This is a genomic window from Sphingomonas sp. P3_C5 (genome assembly GCF_056402635.1).
Genome location: NZ_JBFUHA010000004.1, coordinates 443,074 through 468,377, shown reverse-complemented (window position 1 = coordinate 468,377; position 25,304 = coordinate 443,074). Strand labels below are relative to the sequence as shown.

The 25,304-nt window shown below is 60.2% G+C and carries 21 protein-coding genes; 6 read left to right on the top strand and 15 right to left on the bottom strand.

Annotation, left to right across the window (positions count from 1 at the left end):
• Positions 1-481 precede the first annotated feature (481 nt).
• Both AC1DVS_RS13330 and AC1DVS_RS13325 read right to left on the bottom strand, forming a co-directional pair.
• Positions 482-1,621 carry a phosphotransferase family protein gene (locus AC1DVS_RS13330; RefSeq protein ID WP_478023714.1) on the bottom strand — a complete coding sequence of 380 codons (1,140 nt, stop codon included), beginning with the start codon at positions 1,619-1,621 and terminating at the stop codon, positions 482-484.
• Positions 1,618-2,550, bottom strand: a complete 933-nt coding sequence (locus AC1DVS_RS13325; protein WP_478023712.1) for a quinone oxidoreductase family protein — start codon at positions 2,548-2,550, stop codon at positions 1,618-1,620. The genes AC1DVS_RS13330 and AC1DVS_RS13325 overlap by 4 nt, the downstream gene beginning before the upstream one ends.
• 371 nt (positions 2,551-2,921) lie before the next feature.
• Here AC1DVS_RS13325 and AC1DVS_RS13320 point away from each other — a divergent pair, with 371 nt between their 5' ends.
• Complete coding sequence (locus tag AC1DVS_RS13320; RefSeq protein WP_478023710.1) at positions 2,922-3,623, top strand: alpha/beta fold hydrolase; 702 nt, start codon at positions 2,922-2,924, stop codon at positions 3,621-3,623.
• Positions 3,624-3,782: 159 nt separating this feature from the next.
• Here the strand turns inward: AC1DVS_RS13320 and AC1DVS_RS13315 are convergent, their stop codons facing one another.
• The 8 genes from AC1DVS_RS13315 to AC1DVS_RS13280 form a co-directional block, all read right to left on the bottom strand.
• Positions 3,783-4,160, bottom strand: coding sequence for a hypothetical protein (locus AC1DVS_RS13315; RefSeq protein WP_478023708.1), 378 nt, complete (start codon positions 4,158-4,160; stop codon positions 3,783-3,785).
• Positions 4,161-4,356: 196 nt separating this feature from the next.
• Positions 4,357-5,514 (bottom strand): acyl-CoA dehydrogenase family protein, encoded by a 1,158-nt coding sequence (locus AC1DVS_RS13310; protein ID WP_478023706.1) that lies wholly within the window; start codon positions 5,512-5,514, stop codon positions 4,357-4,359.
• Position 5,515: 1 nt separating this feature from the next.
• Complete coding sequence (locus AC1DVS_RS13305) at positions 5,516-7,666, bottom strand: 3-hydroxyacyl-CoA dehydrogenase NAD-binding domain-containing protein (protein WP_478023704.1); 2,151 nt, start codon at positions 7,664-7,666, stop codon at positions 5,516-5,518.
• A gap of 4 nt (positions 7,667-7,670) precedes the next feature.
• A complete protein-coding gene (locus AC1DVS_RS13300; protein ID WP_478023702.1) occupies positions 7,671-8,876 on the bottom strand; it encodes an acetyl-CoA C-acetyltransferase in 1,206 nt (401 codons plus the stop codon).
• A 74-nt stretch (positions 8,877-8,950) separates the two neighbouring features.
• Positions 8,951-10,063, bottom strand: coding sequence for a CaiB/BaiF CoA transferase family protein (locus AC1DVS_RS13295; RefSeq protein WP_478023700.1), 1,113 nt, complete (start codon positions 10,061-10,063; stop codon positions 8,951-8,953).
• Positions 10,064-10,585: 522 nt separating this feature from the next.
• Positions 10,586-11,317 carry an alpha/beta hydrolase gene (locus AC1DVS_RS13290; protein ID WP_478023698.1) on the bottom strand — a complete coding sequence of 244 codons (732 nt, stop codon included), beginning with the start codon at positions 11,315-11,317 and terminating at the stop codon, positions 10,586-10,588.
• 33 nt (positions 11,318-11,350) lie between these two features.
• A complete protein-coding gene (locus AC1DVS_RS13285) occupies positions 11,351-12,229 on the bottom strand; it encodes a fumarylacetoacetate hydrolase family protein (RefSeq protein WP_478023696.1) in 879 nt (292 codons plus the stop codon).
• A 138-nt stretch (positions 12,230-12,367) separates the two neighbouring features.
• Positions 12,368-12,685 (bottom strand): 2Fe-2S iron-sulfur cluster-binding family protein, encoded by a 318-nt coding sequence (locus AC1DVS_RS13280; protein ID WP_478023694.1) that lies wholly within the window; start codon positions 12,683-12,685, stop codon positions 12,368-12,370.
• A 451-nt stretch (positions 12,686-13,136) separates the two neighbouring features.
• Between AC1DVS_RS13280 and AC1DVS_RS13275 the strand changes: the two genes are divergently transcribed.
• Positions 13,137-13,868: an SDR family NAD(P)-dependent oxidoreductase gene (locus AC1DVS_RS13275; RefSeq protein ID WP_478023693.1), complete on the top strand. Its 732-nt coding sequence runs from the start codon at positions 13,137-13,139 to the stop codon at positions 13,866-13,868.
• A gap of 130 nt (positions 13,869-13,998) precedes the next feature.
• Here AC1DVS_RS13275 and AC1DVS_RS13270 read toward each other — a convergent pair whose 3' ends face one another.
• Positions 13,999-14,226: a hypothetical protein gene (locus AC1DVS_RS13270; protein WP_478023691.1), complete on the bottom strand. Its 228-nt coding sequence runs from the start codon at positions 14,224-14,226 to the stop codon at positions 13,999-14,001.
• 20 nt (positions 14,227-14,246) lie between these two features.
• A complete protein-coding gene (locus AC1DVS_RS13265) occupies positions 14,247-15,836 on the bottom strand; it encodes a phytoene desaturase family protein (protein ID WP_478023689.1) in 1,590 nt (529 codons plus the stop codon).
• A gap of 539 nt (positions 15,837-16,375) precedes the next feature.
• On the opposite strand from AC1DVS_RS13265, the gene AC1DVS_RS13260 reads away from it, so the two are divergent.
• Positions 16,376-17,179, top strand: coding sequence for an SDR family NAD(P)-dependent oxidoreductase (locus tag AC1DVS_RS13260; RefSeq protein WP_478023687.1), 804 nt, complete (start codon positions 16,376-16,378; stop codon positions 17,177-17,179).
• A 62-nt stretch (positions 17,180-17,241) separates the two neighbouring features.
• On the opposite strand, the gene AC1DVS_RS13255 is transcribed toward AC1DVS_RS13260, so the two are convergent.
• The gene (locus AC1DVS_RS13255; RefSeq protein ID WP_478023685.1) at positions 17,242-17,982 is read right to left on the bottom strand and encodes an SDR family NAD(P)-dependent oxidoreductase; all 741 of its coding nucleotides are present in this window, start codon (positions 17,980-17,982) and stop codon (positions 17,242-17,244) included.
• Between the two features lie 591 nt (positions 17,983-18,573).
• Here AC1DVS_RS13255 and AC1DVS_RS13250 point away from each other — a divergent pair.
• Both AC1DVS_RS13250 and AC1DVS_RS13245 read left to right on the top strand, forming a co-directional pair.
• The gene (locus AC1DVS_RS13250) at positions 18,574-19,749 is read left to right on the top strand and encodes an acyl-CoA dehydrogenase family protein (protein ID WP_478023683.1); all 1,176 of its coding nucleotides are present in this window, start codon (positions 18,574-18,576) and stop codon (positions 19,747-19,749) included.
• Between the two features lie 103 nt (positions 19,750-19,852).
• Positions 19,853-20,638 (top strand): SDR family NAD(P)-dependent oxidoreductase, encoded by a 786-nt coding sequence (locus AC1DVS_RS13245; protein WP_478023681.1) that lies wholly within the window; start codon positions 19,853-19,855, stop codon positions 20,636-20,638.
• 168 nt (positions 20,639-20,806) lie between these two features.
• Here AC1DVS_RS13245 and AC1DVS_RS13240 read toward each other — a convergent pair whose 3' ends face one another.
• Complete coding sequence (locus AC1DVS_RS13240) at positions 20,807-21,034, bottom strand: hypothetical protein (protein ID WP_478023679.1); 228 nt, start codon at positions 21,032-21,034, stop codon at positions 20,807-20,809.
• A 241-nt stretch (positions 21,035-21,275) separates the two neighbouring features.
• Positions 21,276-23,954 carry a winged helix-turn-helix domain-containing protein gene (locus AC1DVS_RS13235; RefSeq protein ID WP_478023677.1) on the bottom strand — a complete coding sequence of 893 codons (2,679 nt, stop codon included), beginning with the start codon at positions 23,952-23,954 and terminating at the stop codon, positions 21,276-21,278.
• 176 nt (positions 23,955-24,130) lie between these two features.
• Between AC1DVS_RS13235 and AC1DVS_RS13230 the strand changes: the two genes are divergently transcribed.
• Positions 24,131-25,294 (top strand): acyl-CoA dehydrogenase family protein, encoded by a 1,164-nt coding sequence (locus AC1DVS_RS13230; protein WP_478023676.1) that lies wholly within the window; start codon positions 24,131-24,133, stop codon positions 25,292-25,294.
• The last annotated feature ends 10 nt before the right edge of the window (positions 25,295-25,304 follow it).

Below are 25,304 nucleotides of genomic sequence, written 5' to 3'. Positions count from 1 at the left end.
TCCCTGTCGGTCCCTTGCGGGAATTTACGGTCTTGGAGGATCTGGTTGCTGCCCTGGCAGCAACCGCATCCCTGTGATCGATCCATGCTGCCGGGATCGCTACGGGATCGCTGATCGCGCCGACGATCCATTAACCATCCGCGGCAGCGGCTCGATGCTGTCTTGCGGCCAGCGGGACCACTTCGTCGAGCTTTTCGATCGACGTAAAGCCAAAGCTCGTCTGCGAGCGCGGTCAGTATCTGAACGCCGCCGCGCATTTCATTGAAGCGCTGACGCAGCGCCTCAAGCTGAAGGCGCTCAAGCTCTTCACGGTGTACGCTGTAGGCCGCCTCGCAGAAACCTTCGAATATATCGTCCGGTCAGAGGAAAACTGGCGGGCATCAGCAGCGATATTCATGGTTATCTCCCACGTATCGATTTGACGTGTAGTGCAAATCCGGACCGATACGCGAATTGACGTTTTCTGGGCCGTGCAGCCCGCTCAATCCCGCTTGAACAATGCGGCCCTGTACTCGTGGAAATCGGTTCCGACCTCTACAGGTTCGATACCAAGTTGCTCTGCGACCAATGCAGATGGCGGATTCTTCAGCCAGGCCTGGCTCTCCGGCGGTACCTTCCCTGCCGCCACAGTCCGATCAAAGGAACGCGTCGCAGCGATGATCATGCGCAGGCCAACCAGCAATTCGTAATAGGCCAGATCGGAAACGGGCCGGCCAAGTTCGCTCTCGTAAATGGCAATGGTCTGTTCGCGGTCGGGCAAGCCAGCCAACGGCGGCAAGTTGAAGCTCGCACTGAACAGGTTATCGAAATAGAGCCACCAGGCCAGGTCGAGCTCTCCGGGTGCCAGCGCAGCAAACTCCCAATCAATGATGCCACTGATATGACCAGCATCATCGAACAGCAGGTTCGCGGGGATTGGATCACCCCAAACGAGGTCGGCGGGCGCATTGGCTGGCATATTCCGTTTGACGTAGGCCAGCGCGGCCTCTGCCACCGGGTTGGATCGATCGCCAAGTACCCACCGCAGCCAATCCTCAACCCAGGCGATGTACTGCGGGAGCCCGGCGCGTCCAGCAGCAGGATTGTCAAGGAACTGCAGACCGTCGCGCCAATCGACCCGATTAACCGCGGCAATAGCGCGGATCGCCCTCTCCCAAACGCCGGCACGCTCCGCCAAGGGGAGATCGGCCACCCAGCCTTCAACATGGTAGTTCGGCATTTGCGGTACAATGCGACCGGGCATCCGCTCCATTATGATGAACGGCGCGCCGAACGGCCCATCCGCATCACCCATGCCAATCACTCCAGGCACGGGCAGCGTAGTCCGGGTGCGAAGTGCATCCATGATCCGGGCCTGCACTGCTAGGCTGGCATCGTGAGTGACCTCTTCACCCACGACCTGGCGACGAAGAACAAGTGGCAGATGCACAGGCGTGCTGTCCATCTGGTAGTCGGCATCGAAAATGATGGTCTCCGCCGAGAAACCCGCCTTGGCTGCCTCTTCCGACAGCACAACCGTCACGCCGGTGGCACCGGGTATGATTGCGCCAAGATAAGCCTCGAGCAACGGGCGCAGGTTCTCGCGCTCCGGTCGTTTGGAGGAGCCTTGCTGGCCACTCACGACTTGAGCTTCACTATCATCTTGCCGGCCAGGCCACCCTTCTGGAGGGCGGTCCATGCATCGGCGACATGATCGAGATCGAAGGAAACCGAATCGACTACCAAGGGAATGGACACCGCATAAGCGAGCAGTCGATCGAAAGCTGCCTTGCGCTCCGCGGCGCTGCGATGGCTGGTACCCACACAGAGGTGCGAACGCTGGAACAGATCGCGCAGGGGAACCACCATGGTTTCGCCCGCCTGGATGCCGATGCTGATCATGCGCGCGCCGATTCTGGTCGCGCGCAGCGCCGCCTCGGCAGGCTTGCCATAGAGGCAGTCGAGCACAACATCGAAACCATCGCCGGAGACAGCCTTAAGCGCCGCTTCATCGTCGCCTTGGCCAAGCTGCGCCACGTCGTCGGCAATGCCCCTCGACTTGATGCGCTCTAGCGCAGGCAGGCTACGCGCGGCGCCGACCACCCGTCCGGCACCCATCACTCGGCTCAGTTGAAGCGCAATCTGTCCGAGTGGCCCGGTTGCCCCGAGAATGAGCACATTCTCGCCAGGCTGGATATTTGCTGTCTCGAGCGGGATCAGCGCACCGGTTCCGGCAATGGCCAGCGCAATCACCGTTCCATCGTCGAGTTCATCGGGAATCGGCCAGATTTCCTCGTCCGGAACGACCGTGAATTCGCAGGTTGCACCAGATGCCGGTATGGAGTGACCGAAATAGACGCGCTGGCCGTCGGCCAGCAGGCCGACCCCCTCGCCGCCGATTGTGTACGGAACTTCGGGCGTCTTGTAGACGCCCTGCGCGCGCATGAGATCGCCTTGCTGCAATCCGGCAGCAACAACTTGGATCCGGGTAGTGCCTTCGGGAGCGGGCAATTCCGGAACATCCTGAACGACGGGCACTCCGTTCCGTTCCAGCATCCTTGCTGCGCGCATGCGTCCTCCACCACCGACCTGACATCTGGATCAGGTTCACCCAATGTAAATTCAGAGAATCAATTTTACTTGACCAGAGGCGGCAAAGCACGAGATTCTGCCAGACAAATTGCAAAATATCGCCCGCCTCCGATCATTGCCAGTTCGGCGTTTCGCTCATATGATCGCTTAATTACCTGTCGTGTGCGATTATCTCTGTCAGCGGGTAGCAACCCCACAGAACCGCGTGAATTCCGGGTGGATCTTGAGAAGAATAGGTCTGAGCCGAGCTTCCAGTGCAAGTGGTTGGATTCCACGAGCATCCTGCACGCTTAGACTAAACCGCATTCGATTATCGGAGCGCGATTTTTCGTGATTTGTGGAGGTTTGACATGACCACTTTCCTGCTTGTTCCCGGCGGATTTCATGGAAAATGGTGTTGGGACCGCGTCGTGCCGGAATTGCAGTCCATGGGCCACCGGGCATTAGCCATAGAACTGCCCGGAATGGGCTGCGACACCACACCTCACGAACTAGTCACGCTCGATCTTTGGGCCCGGCATGTGCTCGACCTGGCGGATCGCGAAGCCGATTTACCGGTGCTGGTCGGACATAGCCGTGCCGGCCTTGTCATGACGAGGGCTGCGGAAATTGCGCCTGACCGCTTTGCTGCGCTGGTCTTCCTGACAGCCGTGGTTCCGCCACAAGGAGAGGCGGTGGCCACCCGCAAGTCGTTTGCACAAGTGCCGTACATGCGCATCGTCAATAATGGGCACACGCTTATTGCATCCGAAGACATATTGCCGCTGCTCTTCAACGGCTGTTCCGCCGCGGACGTGGCCCATGCTGCGGCCGGAATCTGCCCTGAACCCATTGCACCGATGACCACGCCGATCACCACTTCCGATGAGCGGTTCGGGACAACGAGGCGCGCTTATATCCATTGCCTGCAGGATAGGATGTTGCCCTACGATTGGCAGCTCAAGGTCGCCAGCCGCCTCGGGTGTGTGCGGTCAATTACGATGGATACGGACCACTCGCCCTTCCTGAACGCCCCACAAGAGCTCGCTCAACACATCGCTAGCCTGAGCTAGCGCAGGATGAGGCTCTGGCAGCCGCTAGTCGCATATCGACTTCCTGCGGACACGTTTCGCCCGCGACAAGGCCGCCGTCACGAGCGCGCTAAGTCTCGCTTGCGAGCAGTTCGAAGCCCGTTTGGGGACGCCGATTGACAGCGACGGCCTCTCGTTAGACTAGCGCTGCGGCGGGCCATCGCCTTCGAGAAGCCATGCCTCCGCTTCCGGCAGCGACGTAAAGGCTTTGACATTGGGGTGCGTAAAGGCTCGGTTCGCCTGGAGCTTGGAGAGCACCGAGCCGATCGCCACAGCCCATCTATCGCCGGGCTCGCGCAGGTGATCCTCTGGCTTCGACATTTTCTCGACGACCGCGACGGGCTGAACGTTCGCCTCGGTGGCGTCCGACAGCAGCCGGAAATACCCGAACCTTCGGCGCGCTTCCTCTGCGCGGGCGGCCAGCTGACGATTGAATTCCGGGACATCCAGCATCGTGACGTCCCCGCTGACGGTGCACCTCACCAGTTTCTTGACATAGTCCAATTTGAAACTGAACATCGCTCACCTCGCTAACGAACTACCGCTTCCTACAGTTATTACCCTTCCGCACTCTTCAGACCACGCTTACCGTGATCCTCGTCCCGGCCAGCGAACAGTGGACCCGGCGTTGGCACAGCCTGCCTGACACCCTTGAGGAATGGCTGGACATGGCCGCCCGATACCGGCTGCATGCATAGCTGCCGACAATGACGCATCAGACCAGCTTGCGCTCGTCGAGGCCAAGGCCGCGGCCGATGATTTCCAGCATGATCTCGCTGGTGCCGGCGAAGATGCGGCTGATCCGCGCATCGGTGTACATGCGGCTTATCCGGTATTCGTCCATGTAGCCGGCCCCGCCGTGAAACTGGAGGCACTGGTCGATCACCCGGCCTTCGAGCTCACTGGTGAGCAGCTTGGCTGCCGAGGAATCCTCGGCACGCAGTTCCCCCGAATTCAGCAAAAGCACGCACTGGTCGACATAGGTCTGCGCCATGTCGAGTTCAGCGCGCATCTGGGCCAGCTTGAAGCGCGTATTCTGGAATGCGCCAATCGGCTTGCCGAAGGCGCGTCGCTCCTTGACGTAGTCGAGAGTCAGGTCAAACGCGGTCTGCGCCGTGGCGAGGAAGCCGATTGCGGCAACAAGGCGCTCCTGGGCCAGCATCAACGCAAGATAGCGGAAGCCCTGCCCCTCCTCGCCCAGCAGGTTTTCCTTAGGAATCTTGACGTCGTTGAAAAACAGCTCGGCAGTGTCCTGGCTTTTCAGGCCCATCTTTTCAAGCTTGCGACCGCGCTCGAAGCCTTCCATGCCGCGCTCGACCAGGAACAGGCTGATGCCGTGCGGCCGTTCCGGATCGGTCCGCGCTGCAACGACGATAACATCACCAAGAATACCGTTGGAGATATAGGTCTTTGCGCCGTTGAGCAGCCAATGGTCGCCCTTCTCGACAGCTCGCGTGCGCAAGCCGGCAAGATCGCTGCCGGTGGAAGGTTCCGTCATCGCCACGGCCAGGATCGTCTCGCCCGAAACGACGCCCGGCAGGAAGCGGTGCTTCTGCTCCTCACTTCCGAGTTTGGTCAAATAAGGGGCAACCAGGTCGTTATGCAGGTTGATGTAGAACCCGATGTCGCCATGGCGCATGTTTTCTTCGATGATGATCTGGTTGAACCGGAAATCCGTGATCCCCTGTCCGCCATAGGCCTCATCGACAAAAATCGCGAGCAGGCCCTGCTCTCCGGCCTTCAGGTAGACTTCGCGGTCGACTATTCCGGCCTCGCGCCAACGGTCGCGGTTTGGACCGACCTCGGCCTGCATGAAGCGCGCGACGCTGTCACGAAACTGTTCATGCTCGGATTCGAAGATCGTCCTGCGCACGTTACCCCTCCTGCGCGGCGGAGTAGAAACCCTCGCCTCGGGCGGCCCGATCGCGCAGCCATGCTGAAGGTGCGAACCGGGAACCGCATGCCTGGGCGAGCTGATCCGCCTCGGCAATGAAGTCACCGATCCCGACCGTATCGATAAAACTGAGGGTTCCCCCGGTCCAGGCCGGATAGCCCCAGCCATAAATCGCGCCGAGATCGCCGTCCTCGACTGTCTCGATCACGCCTTCCTCAAAGCAGCGCGCAGTCTCGATGGCCTGCGAGTAGAGGAAGCGGTTCTTGAGGAATGCCTGCTCCGGCTGGTCCGCCGCAACCGGGAATTCCTGCGCCAGCCCCCGCCAGATCCGCTTTGAGCCGCCGTCGAGATATTCATAGAAGCCCCCCCCGGCCTTGCGGCTGCCCCGGCCGAGTTCGATCATGCGCTTGAGAACCTGATAGCCCTTCTCGATCGTATAAGTATTGCCGGGTTCGCCAGCAGCGTCGTCGATGATCTTGACTGGAAGTTCAATGGTCACTTCGTCGAGCAACGCGAGCGGCCCGATCGGGAATCCGGCGGCCTTGGCAGCATTCTCGATCCGCGCAGGCTCGATGCCTTCCTCCAGCATGGCGGCGCCTTCGAAGATGAACATGCGGAACACGCGGCTGGTATAGAAGCCGCGGCTGTCATTCACCACGATCGGCGTCTTGCGCAGCTGCGCGACGAGATCCAGGGCCTTGGCGAGGGTCTCGGGTGCGGTCTGCTTGCCCATGATGATCTCGACCAGCCCCATGCGATCGACCGGCGAGAAGAAGTGCGTACCGATGAACTGCGCCGGACGGCTCGACGCGGCAGCTAGGCCCCCGATCGGCAGGGTCGAAGTGTTGGTCGCGAATACCGCGTCCGCCGGCAGGTATTGCTCGGCCTTGCGAGTCGCCTCGGCCTTGACGGCGGCATCTTCGAAAACGGCTTCGATGACCATCTGGCAGCCGTCGAGCCTGGCAAAATCGTCGGTCGGTGAGATACGCGCGAGCATGGCATCGGCCTTGTCCTGCGTCAGCGAACCCTTGGTGACGAGCTTGTCGAACGCCTTTTCGCTGTAGCCCTTGCCCTTGTCAGCCGAAGCCTGATCGCGGTCGATGAGGACAACGTCGATGCCTGCTTGCGCGGCAACGAGCGCAATGCCCGCGCCCATCATGCCAGCGCCCAGCACACCGATCTTGGTGAAGACGGTCTTGGGCACGCCGGTGGGCCGACGGGCGCCCTTTTCTGCGCCTTGCTTCGAAATGAAGGTGGTCCGGATGATGTTGCGCGCTACCGGGTTGGTCAGCAGCTTGGCAAAATACTTGCCTTCAACCGCAAGCGCCTTGTCGAACGGAAGCTGGATGCCTTCGAACACAGCAGAAAGGATCGCTGCGGGCGCAGGCAGATTGTAGCCGCCTGTGCTCACGACCCGTGCGCTGTCCAGTGTCATGCCCAGCGCCACTTCCGGCACGATCATCATGCGCTGTTCGGGAGCGGCATAGCCCTTCACATCCCATTTCCGGGCTGAATCCGGGTTGCCGGCCAGCCAGGTCTTAGCCGCAGCGACAACGTCCGTGGCCGGTGCCAATGCGTCGACCACCCCAGCCTTGAGAGCCTGCTCCGGGTTGAGCGAGCGGCCCGTCAGCAAAAGGTCCAACGCCGGCTGGGCGCCGATCAGCCGAGCCAGCCGCTGCGTGCCGCCCGAACCGGGAAGCAGCCCGACATTGACTTCCGGCAGGCCTACGACAGCTTTCGGGTCATCGCTGAGCACCCGGTAATGGCAGGCAAGTGCCAGTTCGAACCCGCCGCCCAGCGCCAGCCCGTTGAGGGCGCAGGCGACGGGCTTGCCCATCGTTTCCAGGGCCCGGTGCATCGCGGTGGCCTTCTGGCTGAAGGCATAGGCCTCGCGCGCGCTCATCTTGCCGTAAGCGTTGACCAGCGCCTTGAGGTCGGCCCCGGCCATGAAGGCCTTCTTGCCCGAGGTGATGACAACTCCGGTCACGGCCGGATCGTCGCGAAGCTGCGCGATCGCAGCGTTCATCTCTCCCAACCAGTCTGCCGAGACGACGTTCATCGTCTCGTCGGCATTGTCCAGGATCAGGATGGCGACGCCGTCGGCACCAGTTTCAATAGCAATGTGTCGCATCGTGTCAGACCCGTTCGATAATGGCAGCTGTGCCCATGCCGTTGCCAACGCACAGCAGGGTCATGGCAGTGTTGAGATCACGGCGTTCGAGTTCGTCGAGCACGGTGCCGAGGATCATCGCCCCGGTCGCGCCGAGCGGATGTCCCATCGCAATCGCGCCGCCGTTCACGTTGATCTTGTCGTGGTCCACTTCCATGTATTTCATGAAGCGCAGGACAACGCTGGCGAAAGCCTCGTTAAGTTCCCACAGGTCGATCTCGCTGGCCTTCATGCCAGCGTTCTTCAGCGCCTTTTCGGCCACGGCGACCGGCGCGGTGAGCATGATGGTCTGCTCCGACCCGATGGATGCCCATGAACGCATGCGGGCCCGCGGCTTGAGGCCGGCAACCTTGCCGAACTCCGCATTGCCCAGGAGCACGACGCCCGACCCATCGACGATGCCGCTGGAATTGCCGCCGGTGTGGACGTGGTTGATCTCTTCGACTTGCGGGTAGCGCTCCCGGGCCACACGGGCAAAGCCAGCCGCCGCCAATGCCGTGAACGCCGGCTTCAGGGCTGCCAGCGATTCGACTGTGGTGCCCGGACGGCGAAACTCGTCATTGTCCAGGATGATCTCGCCCAGCACGTCGCGCACCGGAACGATCGAACGCACGAAGCGTCCTTCATTCCAGGCTTCGGCGGCGCGGCGCTGGCTTTCGGCAGCATAGCTGTCAACGTCGGTGCGGCTGAACCCTTCCAGCGTCGCGATGAGGTCCGCGCCGATGCCCTGCGGGGTAAAGTAGTTGTGCAGGGCGACGCGCGGATCTGCAGACCAGGCTCCGCTGTCATAGCCCATGATCGTGCGGCTCATGGAATCGACACCGCCGCCGATGCCGGCCATCGCCATGCCCGATGCCACCTGGCCGGCGATGTTGTTGACCGCTTCGAGACCCGAGCCGCAGAAGCGGTGAACTTGCTGACCGCCAACGGTGTCGGCGTAACCGGCATTAAGCACAGCCGCGCGCGCCAGCACACCGCCCTGCTCGCCCACCGGCTGGGCGCAACCGATGACCACGTCATCCAGCAGTGCCGTATCGAGGCCGTTGCGGTCACGTATCGCTTCCAGCAATTGCGTCGTCAGCTGGATCGCCGGTATTTCGTGCAGTGAACCGTCGGGCCGTCCCCGGCCGCGTGGCGTTCTCACGTGGTCGTAGATGAAAACTTCGGGCATCAGTCTGCGTCTCCTGCGGCCAACGCCAACCGGCGCTTCCCGATCGCTCAATCGGTCAGGACTTCGCTCCGCACCTATCTTTCGGCGGGAACCACCTGCTTCACGTCGGCCCAATCGGCCAGGACATCTTCCATCGTCGCCGCGCTGCGGGGGCGAATTTCGCCGGGGGTGACTGAAAAGCGCGGTGCGGGCGCAGCTTGCCTGACACCGTCATGGTCGACGAATACACCCCGGGCCGTATTGACGGGGTATTTCATAGCCTCGGTCATCGATAGCACAGGCGACACGCAGGCGTCCGTTCCTTCGAAGCGGTCGGCCCATTCATCCCGCGTCGCGGTCAGGAAAATGCTAGAGAATTCGGCAAGCATGGCGGGCCAGGAAGACCGGTCGTTCTGTTCGAAGCGATCCGCCGGAATTCCAAGTATGTCGATGAACTGCGCAAAGAATTGCGGCTCGAGGGCACCGACCGCAATTTGACCGCCGTCCTTGCACACATAACACCGGTAGAACGGAGCCGCGCCGTCGAGGAGATTGGAGGCAGGTCGATCCTCCCACTGGCCGGTCGAAATGAACGCGTGAAACAAGCTCAGCAAGCTCGCCACGCCATCGACCATGGCCGCATCGACCACTTGCCCCACACCAGTCGTCCGGGCCGACAGCAACGCTGAAACCATGCCGAGGGCAAGGAACATCGTTCCGCCTGCATAGTCCCCGATAAGATTGAGCGGCACGGTCGGTGCCTGTCCGGCCTGCGCGATAGCATGCAGGGCTCCGGTAATAGCGATGTAGTTGATGTCGTGACCGGCGGTGTGGCTTAACGGTCCAGTCTGCCCCCAACCGGTCACCCGTCCGTACACCAGCCGCGGGTTCCGGGCCAGGCATTCGCCGGGCCCCAATCCCAGCCGCTCCATGACGCCGGGGCGAGAGCCCTCCAGCAGTCCATCGGCCCGCTCAATCAGGCGAAGCAGAGCTTCCCGGTCCTCTGGCAACTTGAGATTCAACCCCACCGTCATGCGTCCGCGCAGCAGCACGGCCTCGCCGACATCGCTCCATGCAGCTTGCCCGCCTGGACGGACGATCCGGACAATCTCGGCCCCCAGCCCAGAAAGCAGCATCCCGCACAGCGGGACGGGACCGATCGCATCCATTTCGATCAGGCGAATACCATCAAGAGGCCCAGCACTCATCGTAATCTCCGCAGCGATCTCGACCCGGCTTACAACCGGGCATGCAAAAGATACCTATCGGGCGACCGGTTGCTGACCCGCTGCACGATATTCAAGGCATCGCGAATGAAATGACGTCCGGCGGCGATTTTGCCGGGCCCCGCACCGCCGCCCTCCATGGACATGAACAGTCCGGCGTGGCGAAGCAAACGACAGCACGTGCACCGATTGCTTGAGAGCACCAACAAATGAAGGGATATTTCCCGCCCTGGGCGCCGTCGGAAAGGACAGCGACCATAGCCCTGCCGGTGTGCCGTCCTGCTGATCATGCGGCGGGTGCGCGAAGGTCGCTCTTCCGCCCAGGCGCTCTGCGATCACAATCGGGTCAACCGGAGCGAAAGCCAGGCATAGTCCTCGACATTGCGGCCCATTTTCAGGTCGATGCCGGCACTGGCCTCGGACCTGGTCTAATGCAGCGGCATCCAATATCTGATGTCCTCGGCCAGCATTCCCTTCCAGGTTTCAAATTCCCGTCGCGCCGACTTATGAAAGATTGGTCAAAAATCCGGCCACTATCTCGGGCTGGCCGAGTGGAAAGGTGTGGTCGCACTCGACTGGTGTCATCGAGACCTTCCAGCCCAAGTCCCTCGCCCGCTGGTGCATTGCCAGCATCGGAGTCTGCTCCGGCACCGCCAGATATTCAACCGGGATGCGCAGGGAATCGGCACCGTAGCGCACCGGATCGACCATGCAGCGCAGCGGAATCTCGGTGATCTTGTCGAGCATCCATTTTTCGCGTTCAGCCGGCATGTTGTGCGGATGGGCTGCCGCTTCGTCCCTGACGATCTTGCGGGTTCCGGCGTCGATCGGCCCCTCCCCCGCCTTCAGAGCGGCTTCCAGTGCGGTCGCAGTTTCGGCATCCATATAGCCCATGGCCTGCGAAAGCGGTTCGCCCGCACGCGTTACCAACGCGTCCAGGAAAATCGCCTTGGCAACCCGGCCCGGCTGTTCCGCAGCGACGCCGGGAATGACGCTGCCGCCATAGCTGTAGCCGACCAGCACAGCATCCTCGATCTCCTCGAACTCGAGAATGTTGGCGATATCCTGAACGTGCATCCAATGCGTGATGTCGCGACTGGTGAGATGGCAACGTTCGCCCACGCCAGTGAAGGTTGGCGTGTAAACCGTATGCCCTGCCGCCAGGAGATCGGGTGTGACGAACCGCCACATCCAGCCACCCGCACCGCCACCATGCAACAATACAAAAGTCGTCATGCATCAGCTCCTATTGTTGCTGGGCGCTGCCCGTCAGGCTTCGTCAATAACCCGATTGCGGAGCACACCGATGCCCTCGATCTCGATCTCGCAGAGATCGCCATCCTTCATGTACAGCGGAGGCTTGCGGAAGAAGCCAACACCGCTCGGAGTGCCCATCGCGATCACGTCGCCAGGCTCCAGAGTCATGACACTGCTCAGGATTTTGATTGCGGAAGGCACATCAATCAGCATATCCGACAGGGAAGCGTCCTGAACGAGCTGTCCGTTCAGCCGAGTTTGAAGTCGCAACCCCTTCGCGCCTGCTGGGAGTTCGTCGGCAGAGATGAACGCTGGCCCAAGCGAAGCGGTGGCGTGAAAATTCTTGCCCAAGGTCCACTGCGGCGCCTCCAGTTGGTAGTCACGGATCGAGCCGTCGTGGAAGATGGTGTAGCCGGCGACATGATCCAATGCGTTCTCGACGGCGATGTGCCTACCTGACGTGCCAATGATGACGGCAAGCTCACCTTCATAGTCGAAATCGTCTGATAGTTTAGGCTTGACCAGCGGCGCTCCGGGCGAAACGACGCTGTCAGCCACGCGAATGAAGACCGGTGCATATTTTCCAGGCGTAAAGACGGCTTCTGCCTCGGCGGCGTGCTCACCGAAATTTGCGCCAATGCAAAGCAGCTTTCCGGTAAGCGGAACGGGTGTCGCAAGCTCGACAGAGTCCAGTGGAACGCTCTGTCCAGCTTGCAAAGCGGCCGCAAAACTTGCGAGGCCCGCCTCACCGCCCCCAAGCGCTTCAATGAAGGATGCTGGACCGAACCCTTCATCTTCGGTGCGAACCGTGATAGCCGCGTCATTTGCGAGCAGACCGTAACCCTGCTTGCCGTCCTTGAGAAACCTGACAATCCGCATGACTATCTTCACCTAATTGTTGTGGGCCAAACATCAGCCAAGCCAGCTAATTCCACCAGAAGCTCAGCAGAGTAAACGGAACCCTCCTTACATCGCGTCAGAGCTCACGAGGCGCATTTCATCCGAAACCTTCACGTGCAAGCTCTTCGATCAGTCTTCCGGCGCGATGGTAAGGGTAACTCCCTCAAGCTCTTCGGTTATCTTGATCTGGCATGACAGTCGCGATGTAGCTTCACGGGTCGTGGTGCCGTCGAGCAAATCGTTTTCGTCCGGATCCATCGGCGGCAGCTTCGAAACGAAAGCCGGATCGATAATCACGTGGCAGGTCGCGCACGAGCAGCAGCCGCCGCACAGTGCCAGCAATTCATCAAAGCCATTATCCCGCACAACTTCCATGAGCGACTGGCCAAGGACGGCTTCGACTTCCTTGGCGCTTCCCGAACGGTCAATGACCTTGATTTTAGGCATGCAGATGATCTCCTCGTCAAAATTCGAATTAGGTCCTTTTCGGACTGAATTGGATGTGAGGAGCGAAGCTTGCCGACGAGCGCATGACCGCGATTGCGAAGAACTTCACCGGACCGGATCCGGCACCATAGGACCAACTCAGGTTTCGAACACCGGCATGCTAGATGTGCGATTTGTTGTTTCCGGCCCTACCGAAAGATATGCCGGTGAGGGTAAATTCTTGGACAAACCGTCAAGAAACGGGATGAGGGAGTTTTCGCGAAAACTGTAGTCCCAGCTTTTGTCGAATTGACAAAGCATCGCGCTTGACCCTGCCGAGAGGTCGCCCAACTGTCGGCAGGGGAGCGCCGAACGGATCGGTTCACAAATCGGGCCTGGTCACCCGGATGGGCCACCCACCTGGCCACGCAGCAAGCTGCCACTCGATCAGCCCGGAAAATGGGGAACAGACATGAGCAAGGTAATAGCAGTCATTGGCGCGGGTCCCGGCGTGGGACTGGCCGTCGCTCAACGATTTGGCCGCGAGGGTTTCAAGGTCGCACTCGTTTCCCGCAACTCCGAAAAGCTGGCCGGACTCGTCAAACAGTTGGACGATGAGGGGATCACCGCGAGTGCCCATCCAGCCGACGTATCGGACGAGGCTGAACTCGCGGCGTCCCTGGCATCGATCAAGAGCCACTACGGTCATATCGACGTACTGGAATTCGGCCCTACTGCGGGTCCTGAAAGCCTGCGGACAGCACGGAATATCGATGTCGAGAACGAGCAATTCCATCTGAGCATCGCAGTGCTGGGCGCAATCACCGCTGTTCGCGCGGTGCTTCCGGCATTCCTTGAGCGCAAATCAGGTACTGTGCTGTTCACGACTGCCGCATCTGCGAAGCATCCGATCAATTTCACTGCCAGCTTCGGTGTCGCAGCCGGTGCTGCACTCAACTACGCGCGTGTCCTCCACGAAGATCTCAATCCGGAAGGCATCCATGTCGGCATTGTCTGCATTGCCGCGCTGGTCTCGCGTCCGGACAATCCAATTCCGGAAGGCCTTGGTTATCCCGTCGTGTCCTCAGCGCAGGTCGCCGAAGCGCACTGGGAACACTATGTTGAGCGGGCCGTTTGCGAGAAGTTCGTCGGCGACCTGGGCGGCCTGGGCTCGCTATCGGCCGAAGATCTCGACATGGCCTAAAAAACGGAACTCCCCTGTCCGCAGATGAGACGGGGGCGTTTCCAACGCGTTTGAGACCCGAGGCCACATCCCCGGCATGCCGCAAGCGCGTACCCGGATGCGGGATGTGATGAACACTCCAGGAGCAGGATTACCTGCTGTCTTTGCTCGCGCTCCAACCCTGGATCAACATGACGGGAAGCCGGACGAGCAGCTTCCACGGAAACAGGCGAAAAGCTTCCCACACACCCTTGGGTTCGACATGCAGCGTCGTCGCCATGGACTTCATCATCTTGCCCTTGATGACGATGCGGCCGTCAGCCAGCGAAATCGCTGAGATGTCCATCATCTCGACCCCGTCCTTGCTGAAAATCTTCATGGCGCGATGTTCCCCGCGTTTTAGTTGGAAGAAACTTTGTCGAAGTCCAGTCCAAGGTCCTCGAACACGATCTGAGCAGCGTTTCTGCCCGGCGCGCCCGTCACGCCGCCACCGGGATGGGTCGATGCCCCTGTCATGTAGAGCTTTGGAACTGGCATGCGGTATTCGCCCCAGCCTGGCACCGGGCGATTGCCCCCTATCTGCCAGCTGAACGGTCCCACATGAAGAATGTCGGCTTCCACAAGCGCCGTGTTGTAGCGGCTAATGTCTAGCGGCGTCTTGAAGTGCATGCCCAGAATATTGTCGTCGGTCAGGTTGGTGGTGTTTTTGCGTAGGTCATCAATCAAGCCCTGTGCGATTTCCGCGCCGATTTCGTCCCACTTCTCGCGGCCACCGTCTGCAAGATCGAGCGGCATGAAGGCGTAGATATGCATGGTTGCCTGACCGTCAGAAACGCGCGTGGGATCGGCTCTGAACTGTTGAATCCAGCAGGCAAAATCTCGCACCGGATGGCCGAGTTGCAAATCCTGCAAACCTTTCCGGAATGACTCGACATCGGCGTGCGCTGCTTCAAGCCAGAAAAAATCGGACTCGCCGTTCACAGCCTTGAACTGAAGCGGCTCCTTCAGCGCGAGCTGGACCGTCATGGCGCGGAAATCCGAATGCTTCAGAGTGTCTACGCGGTGCTGGAAGCCAGCTGGCAACTCGACGCCCGGCACCATGTTCGGGAAGATCTGCTTGACGTGCAGCCCCATGACGACAGCTTTCGATGCGCGGATGGTCTCACCGTCTTCCAGCACCAGGCCACGCGCCTCGTCTTGCTCCAGCAACACATGGGAAACCGCCGCGTTAAGACGCAACGTTCCGCCATGCGACTCAAAGCATTTTACCAGCACGTCCGCCAGGGCACCCGAACCACCGACACAAATGCCGGGTCCAAAGCGATAGAGGTAGGGAAGGATGAGATAGAAGCCGAAGCCGGTTCCGTTGTCGAACGGATTGATCATCATCTCTGACGCATAGCGGGCCAATGCAATGCGGATCTTGGGATGTTCGATATGTTCGCAGATAAGATCCCACGCGCTGATCGACTGCAGCCGCAGCATTTCCTGCCCTTCAGGCGTCTGATCCATCATCATGGCCTGCATACCGGCAGTCGGCGGCACCGAGAACATACCCATGATGACCATATCGAGAGAGTTGTCGACAATATTTACAAACGCTTCAAAATTCGCCGCATCTGTTTCGCTTATCTTCTTTATCGAGGCTACCGTGCGTTCCAGATCACTCCAGAATTCAAGCACGGTACCGTCATTGAAAAAAATCGATGTCAGTTTGTCAGGCTGGGAATATTTGAGACCAAACTTTGAGAAAAGTTCCAGTTCATCGTTCAGAACCAACGGATTAGCCATGAGCATGGAGTGCGAGACCGAACAGATGTCCTGACGGAATCCGGGGCCCGTCAAATTCGCGTCCGTCGCAACCGATCCGCCTGCCTTTTCCTTACGCTCGGCAATACAGACGCGCTGCCCGGCCTTGGCGAGGTAACAACCAAGAATAAGCGCGTTGTGGCCAGCGCCCGCGATTACGACGTCGAAGCTCTCGGACATGTGTACCTCCAATAGTGCAGTCGATGCCTCGATTGAAAATGTCGGGCATCTTGTATGAATGTTTTCGAGGAGTTTCTGCAACAATGACTTTGAGTGTCGACCGGATCATATTTGGCGATGTTACACAGGCTTGAACAGGATCAACACTTGGTAACAAACCCATTCCAGCAGCCGCCTGATTTTCGGTCAGCACTCTCGCCATGCATTCCTTCCCTTCCAGCATTCCCCAAATTCACCAATTTGCAGATAACGGGACGCTGAGGAACCGGCATAGGGCGACACATTGTCAGGCTGACCTGCCCGACCCTCTGTGAGGTCTGGGCAAGCGCAATGCATCTCGGAGGATTGGACACGGTGCAAAAAACGCCCGTTCAATGACTCGGACAAACAGGTTAGCGTTTTGGCAATCCAGCGTGAGCCTGAGGTCTTCGGCAGGTCCACGGCTGCCGGGGACGAGGATCTGCAAATTCGCATGAGCATGGCCTCATGCGCCTGATCAGGAAGCGCTTGAACTGCCTTCAACTGCGAAAGAGACCGACATGAAAAGACTTGGAGAGCGGGTTGCAATCGTCACCGGCGGCGCAGGCGGGATCGGCTCGGCAACAGTTGCGCGACTCATCGCTGAAGGGGCAAGCGTAGCGGTTGCAGATATCGACGAGGCGCGCGCCCGCGACGTTGCGGCGCAGCATCCCGGCAAGGCGATCGCGATTGGCTTCGATGCGAGGGACCACGATGCCGTGCGCGGAATGATCGAAGATACGGTAAGGCATTTCGGCAGGCTGGACATTCTCGACAACAACCACTTTCTTGGCAGCGAAAGGGCGGCGACCGAAGACACGACGGTCGTCGATACACCGTTTGATGTCTGGAACGATATCATGGCGGTCAATGCGACCAGTTTCTTTGCCACCTGCAAGTTCGCAGTTCCGCACATGCTGGCCGGAGGTGGCGGTGCCATCATCAATATCGCCACCGGCAGTGCGCTTGCCGGGGAAGGCCGAAGGATAGCTTACGGATCGTCCAAGGCGGCCGTCGTTACGCTCGGCAAATATATCGCCACTCAGTACGGCAAGCGCGGCATCCGCTGCAACACCATCGCACCGGGCGTGATCCTGACCGAAACGGTCCTGCGGGCGGCGCCCGAAGTCGTCGCACTGATGAGCCGGCATGTCCTGACGCCGCGCCTTGGCGAGCCCGAAGATATTGCCGCCCTGGTTGCCTTCCTTGCGTCCGACGAATCCGGCTTCATCAACGGCCAATTGATCAGCTGCGATGGCGGCCTGCTTGTTCATGTTCCGCACGTCGCAGAAATCGAGGACATGGAGCGGGCGCAGCAGGGATAAGGCCCGGGCCCGAAGCCACACGTCGGAAGCGCGACGGCCCTGCCATCGCGCTTCCTATCGCGTCAGTAGTCCGGAATTTCGATGCCGTACTTTTTCATGTCGTCAGCGTTCACCTCATGGATGTCTTTGGCTGTTGTGAAGTTTATCGAAGTCACGTTGCGATCAAGATGAAGCTGCCAGATCTTGCCCGCGAGCACATCCGGGTCACCATCAGGATCGCCCGGTTCTACCAGGACAGTCATGAACACAGGCGCGGCATAGATGCCCATTTTCTCCACCTGCATGCCAAGCGCCCGCAAATAATTGGCCGCGGCCGCGTACGACATGCCGCAAGGCGTGAGCGTGGGAAACGGATCGGCACCGGACGCGCCCATCGTCGCCAGGATCGTGCCCTTGCCAATCTTTTGCATGTCCGGCAGCAGCGCAGAGACTGCGGCCACCAGCCCATAAACCGACAAGTCCATCCGGCGCTCCACCTCTTCAACGGGCATGGTGGCCGGAATCCAGCGGTTTAAGTCCTTGGGCGGCGTGTGGGGCTCAGGGCCGTAGAACAAGACTTCGACGGGGCCGAACTCTTCACTGACCGTACCAAGCGCGGCGGCTAAACCGGCGCGATCGGTAACGTCCGCCGGATAGGCGCGAGCCTCGATACCTTCGTCCGTGAGCGTTTCCACATAGCTGGCGAGCGATTCCCGTCCCCGGGCGATCAGCGCAACGCGAAACCCTTCCCTGCCGAACTTGCGGGCGATGCCCAAGCCAAGCCCGGGACCGACACCTACAACGACGCATGTCTTATCGCTCATCATGCAATTCCTCGACCCGAGAACCGATTGAAGACCAATCCGACCTGACTTCAATCCACAAACAATAGTAACAATAAGAAGCGAACTATTCTTCGGTTGTTTATAAGTAAATCATAGCCGGCTCTAGCACGGACATATAAATCTACGGCGGTGCTCCTATATATGCACTCCAGACATATGTCCTATATTTATGAGATCGGTATGCTAAAATTTTTTATTTACAGTAATCTCCATCCTACAGTTTCAACATTCCGGATGAAGTTCAACGACAATCCTATTACGCCGCGTCAAAATTGCCCTGAAAAGCGATGACAGGTTCCGCGACGCGGTGGTATTGCCGTCCAAGAGGCACCTCCGCCGAAGGTTGGAGGCGAGGTAATTGGCGCACGAGGTTCGGCGTTCCCGTTTTTCCGTTCGAGCTCGGGTGGGAAAAATTCGGATCGGCACGGTCCCCGCTCATCAAGGGCTACGGTTCCCGGCGGGTTTTTAGCCCGAAGGACGACCTAGCTTTGGCGGAAGATATCAAACGGCAAACCACTGATTCATCAGTGGATACTCATCGACAAGTCTTAAATGTTCAGGAGAGTTCCAATGTCGCCCCCTACGTCCGAAGAGCTGATCGCAGCAAGCGCCGCGATGATTCCGCACATGGTCAAGCGCGCCGCCGAGGATGAGGCCAATGGCATGGTTTCAAGGGAGACGATGAAGGAACTGGTGGACGCGGGACTGTTCCGCGTTGCCCAGCCCGCCCGGTGGAAGGGCTATGAAATGCCCTTCAGCACCTTGGCTCAGGTGATCATCAACCTCGCTCGAGCCGATCATGCCTATGGTTGGGTTTACGGGCTCTGTTCGCTGCACAACCATCACCTGGCAATGTTTGATGACCGCGCGCAAAAAGATGTCTGGGGCGACAATCCCGATGCGATCACGGCATCGTCCTACAGCCCCTACGGCAAGGCGGCCTCGGCACCCGGCGGCTACACGATCAGCGGCACCTGGCCATTTTCAAGCGGCTGCGACCACGGCGACTGGTTCCTGGTGGGCGGGCTGGTCGATGGTGACCCGACCAACTTCCGTTCTTTCCTGGTCCCCAGTGAGGTCGTCGAGATCGTTGATGACTGGCAGGTGTTCGGCATGAAGGGCACAGGCAGCAAGAGCATCGCCATCAAGGAGGCCTTCGTCCCCGAGTACCGGACAGTCCCGTTCGGGCCTGAAGCCGAGAGCTATGACTATCCAGGCTTCAAGGTGAATACCCACCCCCGGTTCAAGACACCCTTCATTCTGGTGTTCAACCGCGGTGGCACAGCCGTCTCGATCGGGTCGCTGATCGCGATGATCGACGCTTTTGTCGAATACAACGCTCCCAAGGTTTCCATGATCACGGGCAAGGCGATCGCGGACTTGCCGGACACCCTTGAAGCATTGGGCGAGGCAGTCGCACTTGTCGATCAGCTGAAGATGATGGCGATGCACGATCTCGATTCGCTCGAGCAAGTGGCCGCCGAGGGCAAGAGCCTCGACCCGGCAATGATCAACATCTATCGCTATCGGGCGCAGTCGACCGGCCATCTTTGCCTCAAGGCAGCGCAGTCGCTCTACGAGCTCGTCKGCGGCGGCGGCCTTTACGAGAAGCTGCCGATCCCGCGAATCTATCGCAACCTGATCGCGTCGCGCAATCATCCGGCCTCGGCGGTATGGCGGACAACCATGCGCCAGATCGGCTCCGACCGGTTCGGCGTAGAGACTGCACGTCCTTCTCGCTTTTAGAATGCCTTGGCGCGCACGATGGGCTTGCAAATCAAGCCGGTGCACCACGCCGCGAAGACTGGCAGCTCGAAATGATCTTGGAGAATAAGAGGTGGGTGCTGACATGAACGAAAAAATTGGATCGGCTCTTTCTCAGCAGTTCGGTCTTGAAGGTCGTGTCGTCCTCGTAACGGGAGCGGCGGGCGGCATCGGCAAGGCGATCGCGCATTCGCTGGCGGGCGCAGGTGCTGCGGTGATCGTCGTTGACCGCGACGAAGCTGGGGCACGGGCCGTGGCAGAGGAATTGGTCAGTATCGGCCACGACGTAATGCACGTCGTGATTGATGTCGCTGATGAGAAAAGCGTTTGCGATGGCTGCGCCGCTGCCCTCAGCTGGAAAGGCGCCCCCTGGGCACTGGTGAACAATGCCGCCATTCAGAACCGCTCGATGATCCTGGATACGACAAGCGAGTTCTGGGATCGGACAGCAGCCGTAAACACTCGCGGCCCGTTCCTGATGACGCGCGAAATTGGCAGGGCCATGATTGAAGCCGGCGTCGGGGGCCGGATTGTGAACATATGTTCGCTCGGAGCCGTAAGCCCGATGGTGGACGGATTGGCTGCCTATTCTGCATCCAAAGGCGCCTTGCGGACCTTGACCATGACGACAGCATTTGAGTGGGCTGAGCATGGCATCACGGCGAACGCAATATTCCCCGGCGGCGTCGCGACAGCGGGTGCCATGAACGCCAGCGGGCCTCCTATCGCTGGGCCGGCTCTGCGTGGCTCACTGCTGGGCCAGTGCACACCGGAAGACATGGCTGCTGCGGTGACCTTCCTTGCGTCGCCCGCTGCGGCGCGGTTAACGAACCAGGCGATCACGATTGACGGGGGTTTCGGGCTGACCTGAATGCAGACCGGACTGCGCTTGCCGACTGGCAGAATACAGCCCACGCGCTGAATTTTCCCGAACCAGTCGGCATGCTCGGTAGTTTACGTAACCCGTGCCCCTTTCAGCCAGGCAAAAGCGAATCCAGATTGACTTCGCTGGCGGCGGGAGCGTTGGCGAGATCGCTTACTATTCGCTCATGCCCGTGAAGGCGCTTCGCTCGGGGAACTGGCCGGAGCGGCGGGCCTGCGCTGGACCATCCAGGAATGCTTCCTGCGCGCTAGAGATGACCTCGGCCTGACCATTGCCAGGCCCGCTTCCTGGCACGGTTGGCAGCGCCACATGACCCTGGTCATGGCCGCCGCCGCCTTCCTCGCCAAGCTCGCCGCCGATCAGCGCTGCGCTGCCTGGAGCCACGCCGAACCCGGCCTCGGCAGTCCAGGCAAACGGGACAGAACGAGTCCGAACCGACGGGCCGCGCAACCCTTGCGCATCAAGGCTTCCTCATCACACCGGAAATCCGGCGACTCATCGCAAAGCTCATATTCGCTGCTCAAGGCCATCCCGTCTTCATAGGGCGTGGTCCCGACGGCGACGAACGCACCAGTCGGTCGCGGCCATCTGTCATCGAAGGACGGATGCAAACGCAACTGTAGTACTAGGTCAGAAAGCCGAATTGGCGCGCACGAACCACGGCATGTGGACGGCGCCTTACTCCCAGCTTGTCGTATACCTGCTGCATGTACCACTTCACCGTGCCTTCGGTGAGACCGAGGCGGTCGCCAATTTCACGATTGCGCAAGCCGCCGTTGACCATTTGCAGGATTTCGATTTCGCGATGGGACAGGCCGACACCGATGCCCGCCTCATCATCTTTGTCCGGTTCCTCGTCGATTGCCGGCGCGTCCCCGGCTCGCAGACAGGCCACCAGTTTTGCCGCGAAACGCTCGGCGGGCGTGTCGAGGAGCGGCCCGTTACCGTAGGAATCCAGCACAAGCGTTCGGATGATCTCACCTTCGTCGATGAACGGCCGCACCCAGCCTGCGGGCCCAGCCAGGTCGATCGCGGCGCGCACCCGGCGACGCGCTTCAGAGCGATTTGCTGCGAGCATCGCGTTTTCCGCCAAAAGCAGTTCGAAGGTCACTGCCGACCTTATGGCGCCGCGCTTGCGGACAAATTCCAGCCAGCGCTGCGCAATCTTGGCCGAGCGTGCCAGACGGAAACGATTCATTTCCAGTCGCAGCCAGGCGATGGCAATCCATTCGTTGAGTCGTGTCGGGTGGAGCGTTGGAACCGGTTCTCCAGAGGTCATGAGGTCGCTTGACCAGAATATTTGCTCTGCTTCTTCGAGGCGGCCGTTCTTGACCAGCATCCTGACTTTTTCTGCAATTACCAGCGCACGCATCCGGTCAAGCCCGCACTCGATGGCAACAATGTGGGCCTCCGCCAGGCCGGAAAGCGCACTCGCCAGGTCATTGTTGGCCTCCGCCAGCCGGGCGCGGACAATGTAGCCTGAAGCCAGTTGGTCGACAAAACCCCACTGACGAACTTGCAGCAGATGGGCATCGACCAGTTTCGCTGCTTCAGCCAGTTCACCGCAGTCGTAATGGATTTCAGCCAGAGGCATGGAAGGAAGCGCCGCCAGACCGGACACTTCCCCGTCCCGACTCAGCGCGATCTGCCGAGCTTCCAACAGGAACTGGCGCGCAATTTCGGTCTTCCCTTGCGCCACCAGTGTGGGCGCAACCGACGACTTCAGCGCGATCGAGGCAAAGTCCGAGCCTGGGCGGCCAAGCGCCTTGCGGAGCTCTGCCTCGAGCCGCAACATGTCGTGGAAATGATAGAGTTCGCGGCGAGCCGAGAGCAGCTGCGCGAGGAGCGTGCAGCTGAGATAGGGATGATCTTCACCAAGATCGGCAAGAAGCGCTTCGGATTCCCGTTCGACGACCGCCATGTTGTCGCGCGCCGCATCAACCATGATCCGCCGGTGCCGGACTTTCAGTTCGAACTGGTCGCGAGTGTACTCGTCGATCTGCCCGGTCTCGAAGCGATGCGCGATTGCCACGACTGCCGCCTCGATCATCCGTTCCGCCGATCGGAACGCCAGGCGCCGCGCCCGCCGCCAGGACATCGCCAGGAGCACATTCGGCTGCGATTGCACGTGCTGCCATGGCAGCTCGCTGGCGATGGCATCGAGCCGGTAAAGCAGGCCCGAATAGGTCATCGCGTCGGCAAGACCTTCCAGAGTCTCCGCCAGGAAGGCGCTGTCGCCGCTGTGCTCCGCATGTTCGATCGCGCTGGAGATCTCGCCGGCAGAAGCAAAGTGCCTGCTTGCGCGGCGGTGCAGTTCCGCGGATCGTTCCGGGGCTCGGTTGGCGAGCCTGCGCATAATCATCTGGCGGAACAATGCGTAATAGCAATAGCGGCCCTGTTCTCGGTCATGGTCGGCAATGAAGAGCCCGCGCCGGAAGGCCTCCTCAAGCAGCATGAGCGATGAAGCAGAGCCGGTTACCGCTGCGCAGGCCGCGGGGGTCAACTCATTCAGGATCGATGTGTCGACCAGGAAATCGCGTATCTCCTGCGGCAGACCATCCAGAACTTCTTCCTCGAAGTAACTGGAAAACTCGCTCCGCAAGCCCGTCGCGCCGCCGCTTATGCTGCGCCCTTCCTCCCGATCATCAGTCCATGCCTGTGCCGCAAGGACGAGCCCCGCCGCCCAGCCCTGGGCATCGGCGACTATGTGCATGGCATCCGCTTCGGGAATCGATCCGGCGACCTGCCGGACCAACTTCAGCCCTTCGGCGGAATCGAGGCAGAGATGATGGGTCTTCACCTCAAGGAGGAAGTTCATCGAGCGCAGCCGGCCCAGCTTGAGGCCGGCTTCGCCGCGCGAAGCAATAACCGTGGTCAAAGCATCGCGGGCACTGGCGATTAGCTGGTCGATCATGGACAGAGATTCGGGCGAAAGCAGTTGGCCGTCATCGATGAACAGCACCGGCCGCCTTTCGGCGTCGGCCATAAGGGCTGTAGGCCAATTGCGCACATCGGACCCGCCCAGAACGAAGCCTGCCGCACTGGCGGCCTGAGCAATCGCAGCGGCAAGGTCCTGGTCCGTGACGATGCCGGCGCGCGTTGCCACCCATAGCACTGGGCGGCCCTGTTTGCGCAATATCTCCGACCAGCGGCGCATGGCCGTTGTCTTGCCGAATCCGGCTGGGCTGGTCACCGTGACGACCCGTGACGCCGCGACACGGTCAGCGAGTTGCTCGATGGCTTCGCGTTCCACGTAGTCGTGAGCGGCTAGCGGTAGCCTGACACGGCTCGGAACGACCTCCATTGCCGCAATCCTCTCGGTTCCGCCGCATTGGTGCAGCGTGTTTGTTGGTCTTATATTGCGCTCTAAACGCAATTTGGCAAGCGTCTCTTCCTATCTGTGGATAGGTTCTAAACTCGACTTTCGACGCCAACGGGCAACCAGGCACACTTTGAAAGTTTGTGGAGAAGGACCAGCACATGGATTTTGACTTGCCGGAAGAGCACGGCGCGTTTCGGGACGTTGTTCGCCGCTGGGTCGAAAGCGAGGCCCCAAAGGACTGGGCGCGCAAGCTCGAAGCTGACGAGCACAACTATCCCCATGAGCTTTGGGACAAGCTGACCGAAGCCGGGTTCCATGGGGTTGGCATCGATGAGTCTTATGGCGGTCAGGGCGGCGACGTCCTTATGCAGATGCTGTTGGCCCGTGAACTCGCGCGGTCGCTCGGCGGCCTTGCCTGGATATGGGGTATCACCTCCTTCGCCGGCTCGAAATCGATCGGTCTGTACGGAAGCCCGGAGCAGAAGGCGAAATACCTGCCTAAGATTGCAGCCGGCGAACTCAAGGCCGCGATTTCGTTCACCGAGCCCGGCGGCGGTACGGACCTGCTCGGCTCGCTTGCCACAACCGCGGATCGCGTGGATGGCGGCTGGATTCTCAATGGCGAAAAGATCTGGAGCTCGTCCGCACACGTCGCCGACTACCTGCTGTGCATCGCCCGTAGCGACAAGAATGTCGAAAAGAAGCACCAGGGGCTGACGCTGTTCTGGGTGCCGGCCAAGGCCGAGGGCGTGAAGATCACCCCGCTGTCCAAGCTGGGCATGCGTTCGATGGGTAGTTGCACCGTGGTTTATGACAACGTCTTCGTCGCAGACGAAAACGTCCTCGCCGAGCCGCACAGGGCTTGGTACACTCTGCTGCCGACGCTCAATAACGAGCGCATCATGGTCGGGGCCTTCTGCCTCGGCGTGATCGACGGCGTGCTTGAAGATGCGCTTGATTACGTGAAGCATCGCAAGGCGTTCGGCAAGGTCATCGGCCAATTCCAGGCCATCCAGCACTACATCGCCGACATTGCCACCATGAAGACCACCACCGAGCTGATGCTGCATTATTGTGCGGCGAAACAGGCAAAGGGTGAAAACGTCGGCAACGAAGCCAACATGCTCAAGCTGTTCGCATCGGAAAATGCGAACCGTGCAGCCGATCTCGGCATCCAGATCCTGGGCGGGATGGGCTACTCGGCCGAAACCGACATGCAACGCTACTGGCGCGACAGCCGTCTGTGGCGGATCGGGCCGATCACCAACGAAATGGTGCGTAATGGCATCGCGGAGTCGCTGGGGTTGCCGCGCTCTTTCTGAAACGGGATAG

Coding starts and splice junctions, on each gene's coding strand:
- AC1DVS_RS13260 (WP_478023687.1), top strand. CDS start 16,376: ATGAAAAGACTTGGAGAGCGGGTTGCAATCGTCACCGGCGGCGCAGGC.
- AC1DVS_RS13270 (WP_478023691.1), bottom strand. CDS start 14,226: ATGAAGATTTTCAGCAAGGACGGGGTCGAGATGATGGACATCTCAGCG.
- AC1DVS_RS13295 (WP_478023700.1), bottom strand. CDS start 10,063: ATGAGTGCTGGGCCTCTTGATGGTATTCGCCTGATCGAAATGGATGCG.
- AC1DVS_RS13290 (WP_478023698.1), bottom strand. CDS start 11,317: ATGACGACTTTTGTATTGTTGCATGGTGGCGGTGCGGGTGGCTGGATG.
- AC1DVS_RS13325 (WP_478023712.1), bottom strand. CDS start 2,550: ATGCGCGCAGCAAGGATGCTGGAACGGAACGGAGTGCCCGTCGTTCAG.
- AC1DVS_RS13235 (WP_478023677.1), bottom strand. CDS start 23,954: ATGGAGGTCGTTCCGAGCCGTGTCAGGCTACCGCTAGCCGCTCACGAC.
- AC1DVS_RS13265 (WP_478023689.1), bottom strand. CDS start 15,836: ATGTCCGAGAGCTTCGACGTCGTAATCGCGGGCGCTGGCCACAACGCG.
- AC1DVS_RS13275 (WP_478023693.1), top strand. CDS start 13,137: ATGAGCAAGGTAATAGCAGTCATTGGCGCGGGTCCCGGCGTGGGACTG.
- AC1DVS_RS13305 (WP_478023704.1), bottom strand. CDS start 7,666: ATGCGACACATTGCTATTGAAACTGGTGCCGACGGCGTCGCCATCCTG.
- AC1DVS_RS13245 (WP_478023681.1), top strand. CDS start 19,853: ATGAACGAAAAAATTGGATCGGCTCTTTCTCAGCAGTTCGGTCTTGAA.
- AC1DVS_RS13230 (WP_478023676.1), top strand. CDS start 24,131: ATGGATTTTGACTTGCCGGAAGAGCACGGCGCGTTTCGGGACGTTGTT.
- AC1DVS_RS13315 (WP_478023708.1), bottom strand. CDS start 4,160: ATGTTCAGTTTCAAATTGGACTATGTCAAGAAACTGGTGAGGTGCACC.
- AC1DVS_RS13300 (WP_478023702.1), bottom strand. CDS start 8,876: ATGCCCGAAGTTTTCATCTACGACCACGTGAGAACGCCACGCGGCCGG.
- AC1DVS_RS13280 (WP_478023694.1), bottom strand. CDS start 12,685: ATGCCTAAAATCAAGGTCATTGACCGTTCGGGAAGCGCCAAGGAAGTC.
- AC1DVS_RS13255 (WP_478023685.1), bottom strand. CDS start 17,982: ATGAGCGATAAGACATGCGTCGTTGTAGGTGTCGGTCCCGGGCTTGGC.
- AC1DVS_RS13320 (WP_478023710.1), top strand. CDS start 2,922: ATGACCACTTTCCTGCTTGTTCCCGGCGGATTTCATGGAAAATGGTGT.